Source organism: Tissierellales bacterium, assembly GCA_035301805.1.
In the GTDB taxonomy this organism is placed as follows: domain Bacteria; phylum Bacillota; class Clostridia; order Tissierellales; family DATGTQ01; genus DATGTQ01.
The window spans coordinates 1-3617 of record DATGTQ010000250.1 but is presented as its reverse complement, the minus strand read 5'-3'; the positions used below and the strand labels follow the sequence as shown (position 1 = coordinate 3617).

The following is a 3617-nucleotide window of genomic DNA, read 5'->3' as shown; positions in this document are numbered from 1 at the left end:
CTTACTTATAAGGGAATAGACTCTCAATAGAAGTGGATACTACATTACGTATTACTGCGTCGGATGTTAGGGGAGTGGAGGTGACAGCGGAAGGTAGTAAGAATACTAAGTTTGTAAGTAAGCCAAATCAAATGCATCATTTTGCAACAAATAAAAGTTCAAAGTATACGAATCAGTTTGAAAATATTACAAATAGATATGGGTTAGATTTGGATGATGTTTGGAATAAAGAATTAATGCCACACCAGGGTAGGCATCCATATGCCTATCATGATTATGTGCCTGATAATATGAAAAAATTTGATAAGGTAGCAAATGGAGATGTTAATAAATTTTTAGCCTTATTTGATCAAATGAAGCAAAAGATAATTAACAACCCAGAAATGTTATATAAAGATTATTGGTTAAAAAAATAGGAAACAGGAGAAAAGTTATGAAATTTTATAAATTAATATATGATTATGAGAATGATGATAATTATATTAATTGTTCAAAAGTTAATTTAAAAAGAGTAAATGAATACACTGTGTGTAATGGGACTTATGTTAATGAATGGGAAAAGGATATAATATTTGATTATGATCCAAAGGAAGCAAATATTAAGACTGACTATATAGGTAATGTATATGGATGGTTAATAGTTTCAAAAAGGTTTAGAGATGTCACAAAAATGCTAATTGAAGATTCTATTCAATATCTAGATGTGGGAATAAGGGATATATCTAATAAAAATATTGATATCTCTTATAGAATTGCAAATGTTATTGATGTTGTTGATGCGATTGATTTAAAAAGATCAAAATATGATGAATTTGATTTAGGTGATGAAAAAGTGTTTTCATTTGAAAAATATGTATTAAAAGAGATTGTAATTGCAGGGCATCATATATTTAAATTAAAAGATGATGAGATTCCAACATTTGTTTCAGAAAAAATTAAGAATTTGATACAAGTTAATAATTTGACAGGGTTTAAATTTCTAGAAGTAGAGGTTTATTAGATATAAAGAAGTGTATTATTTAAAGATAGTATGTTAAGTATATAAACAATGTATGTTCCATAATCTCCAGTATGGAAGCTCCAATAACAAGTAGTGTTTCAATAGAACAAGTTATGGCAACTCAAACTAAACGCCTAGCATCTGGTGCAGTCGGTTCAATAGCATCAAATGTCCTTATAGATGAATACGATATGAATCCATATATAGCAATGGGAATTAATAATATTACTTATAGTGGGCTAGAAACTATAGGCAATATAGAGTATGTTAATGGATTTGGTGCTAAGCCTGTGGAAGCTGCGTCTATGGATAGAAAAAAACTAGATACAAGCATTCTTGATAGGGATAAAAAGTCTATGACTGATGCTGATTTAAGAGAGTTGAGGGAAATTGCAAAACAGATGGATCCAACCCCAGAGAATGCTATTAGAATTGGTTCCGAAAAAACCTGGAATGAATTCTAAAAAATAACCCTTCATTTGACTTAAATAAGAGTGCCAAGGATTATATAAGGTTAATCACCGATACTAATCCTTGGCTAGATGGGAAACCAGGAGTTCCTAATAAATTACCCGCTGGGACAAAAGTTAGGATGGCAATGTCGTTAGGGCAAAGTGACTTAAAACCAGGAGGATGGGCAACCGTAGATGAAATAACTAGTATTGATGATGTTAAGAATAAGCTAGCAATAATGCGTGAGTTTAAGGAGGATATTGACAGAATTAATATATATGAAATAATCGAGGGGCTTCCTGTGCAAGAAGGGGCGGTGGGAGCCCAGGTTGATTTATTAGACAATGCTTATTTACCAGGAGGTGGTAGTCAAAAAGAACTTATGGTACCCAAACATTTAAGAAATAATTATTTGAAAAAAGTAGATGAAATAATTTTAAGGTAATGGGGGATAAAATATGATTAAAGATTTTAGTATTACTGAAACAACAGTAAGTTGGATGCAAAGTGACAAATTAAATAAGGTTGAAAAGCATAAAATAGATGATGCTAAATACTTTAAAAATGAGAAATTAATAATTGTTTTCTACTATGATAAAAATGATATGTTACCATGTATGATTGGATATAACGTTGATGGGACAGAAAGGTTTTATTTCAAATCAAAAGATGAATTTGGGGTCGATAGTTTTGCTAATAAGTCTAGAATGGATATTCCTGTTGTTGGATTGATGAAAGAAGGGGATGTATATACAGATTATTATTTTGAGGTTGACCCGAAAGATGGTTCATTAGATAGATATGGTAGAGCATATTAATAACATATAATGCTGTACCATAGCCATGATTGACTTCTATGTGCTTTTTCGTATCTATATTAGGGTTCTATAATGTTATAAGTTAGTAATTATTTAAGAAGGTTTAGTAGTATGAAAATCTTAAGAATCAGATATAGAATGGGCATAGTATGTACAGATTAAATTAAGAAATATATAGTATTAGCTTTCAAGGCTATAACAGTGTGAGAATGTTATGGCCTTGCTTATGTCTTATAAGAATCTAATCCAGAATTATATTATACAATAGATAATGCAAGTACAATAATCTCTAGTATGGAGCCCCAATTGCAAGTGGTGTTCCAATAGAACAAGTTATGGCAACCCAAACTAAACGTATGGTCTCTGGTACAGCTGGCTCAGTAGCATCTAATGCTCTTATGGATAGATATGATTTAAATTCATATACAGCTATGGGAATTGGAATGGGATTAGTGGCCTTACTTGTGAAGGAATAAATTATAGAGAGAATATGGATTATGTTAATGGATTTGGTGTTAAACCAGTAGAATCTATGGAAAATGTTAAGATGAATTCTAAGGTTGAAAAATTAACTAGCGATAGTGTTAAAAAGATAATTAATGATATGATTGTAGATGAGTTTTCTAAATTGTTAAATCCGAAAAAAGTGCTTACAGATGAGGAACACTTACAATGATTAAATGGTATTGAAAGTATATATGAAGGTAACAGGCTTGATTATGATCCAACTGAATATAAAGTTAATTGGGATTGTGAGATAGATGATGCATATAAAAAGTTTGATACTCCAGATGATAGATATGGTAAAATTATACATAAAATAGATAAATCCTCGGATATAAGACTTCCTGAAGATGTTTCAACCCCGGGGAACTATCCATATACAGGAAGGGGATTTACGAGAAGTCGAAATATTGTATTGCCTGAACGGAAATAAGCAGAACGGGAATATATCCATGGTGATTTATTAAATATCTGCGATGCTAAAACAGGAAAAGTGGTGGAATAGTATAAGTTTAAGAAAAGTATGCTTAATTCCAGTGTAATATATAGCAAGCAATATAGCGAATAGTAATGCTAAAATAGGTAAATATACCGGTACTTTTATATATGAAACCAATGGAGTAAAAGTAAATTATGTAAAATTTCAAGAGTGGAAGTACCTTATGGAGAAGGGGGAAATTGTTAAAGATTAATTTACTAGGTAGGATATTTATATAAACTAAGTTAAAGCATTATTTTTAGGTCGATGCTTTGATTGTATATGAAAACCCTGGTTAGACCGGGGGATATTTATTAGTAGATTAAATTTTGTTAATTTGATACCATAGGATAGTAAAAGATTT

At 30.8% G+C, this 3617-nt stretch carries 7 protein-coding genes; all 7 read left to right on the top strand.

Annotated features, from left to right (window positions below):
• Positions 1–32: 32 nt before the first annotated feature.
• Positions 33–416, top strand: a complete 384-nt coding sequence (locus tag VK071_12425) for an AHH domain-containing protein (GenBank protein HLR36117.1) — start codon at positions 33–35, stop codon at positions 414–416.
• A gap of 17 nt (positions 417–433) precedes the next feature.
• Positions 434–1000: a DUF1629 domain-containing protein gene (locus VK071_12420; protein ID HLR36116.1), complete on the top strand. Its 567-nt coding sequence runs from the start codon at positions 434–436 to the stop codon at positions 998–1000.
• A 71-nt stretch (positions 1001–1071) separates the two neighbouring features.
• Positions 1072–1464, top strand: coding sequence for a hypothetical protein (locus tag VK071_12415; protein ID HLR36115.1), 393 nt, complete (start codon positions 1072–1074; stop codon positions 1462–1464).
• Positions 1465–1592: 128 nt separating this feature from the next.
• Positions 1593–1898, top strand: a complete 306-nt coding sequence (locus tag VK071_12410; GenBank protein HLR36114.1) for a hypothetical protein — start codon at positions 1593–1595, stop codon at positions 1896–1898.
• 13 nt (positions 1899–1911) lie between these two features.
• Positions 1912–2271, top strand: coding sequence for a hypothetical protein (locus VK071_12405; GenBank protein ID HLR36113.1), 360 nt, complete (start codon positions 1912–1914; stop codon positions 2269–2271).
• Positions 2272–2606: 335 nt separating this feature from the next.
• Positions 2607–2747 (top strand): hypothetical protein, encoded by a 141-nt coding sequence (locus tag VK071_12400; GenBank protein ID HLR36112.1) that lies wholly within the window; start codon positions 2607–2609, stop codon positions 2745–2747.
• 14 nt (positions 2748–2761) lie between these two features.
• Positions 2762–2947 carry a hypothetical protein gene (locus VK071_12395; GenBank protein ID HLR36111.1) on the top strand — a complete coding sequence of 62 codons (186 nt, stop codon included), beginning with the start codon at positions 2762–2764 and terminating at the stop codon, positions 2945–2947.
• Positions 2948–3617: the final 670 nt, after the last annotated feature.

What these genes read in the sequence shown, in the direction of transcription:
- VK071_12420 (HLR36116.1), top strand. Translation starts at nt 434, where the DNA reads ATGAAATTTTATAAATTAATATATGATTATGAGAATGATGATAATTAT.
- VK071_12415 (HLR36115.1), top strand. Translation starts at nt 1,072, where the DNA reads ATGGAAGCTCCAATAACAAGTAGTGTTTCAATAGAACAAGTTATGGCA.
- VK071_12410 (HLR36114.1), top strand. Translation starts at nt 1,593, where the DNA reads ATGGCAATGTCGTTAGGGCAAAGTGACTTAAAACCAGGAGGATGGGCA.
- VK071_12405 (HLR36113.1), top strand. Translation starts at nt 1,912, where the DNA reads ATGATTAAAGATTTTAGTATTACTGAAACAACAGTAAGTTGGATGCAA.
- VK071_12400 (HLR36112.1), top strand. Translation starts at nt 2,607, where the DNA reads ATGGCAACCCAAACTAAACGTATGGTCTCTGGTACAGCTGGCTCAGTA.
- VK071_12395 (HLR36111.1), top strand. Translation starts at nt 2,762, where the DNA reads ATGGATTATGTTAATGGATTTGGTGTTAAACCAGTAGAATCTATGGAA.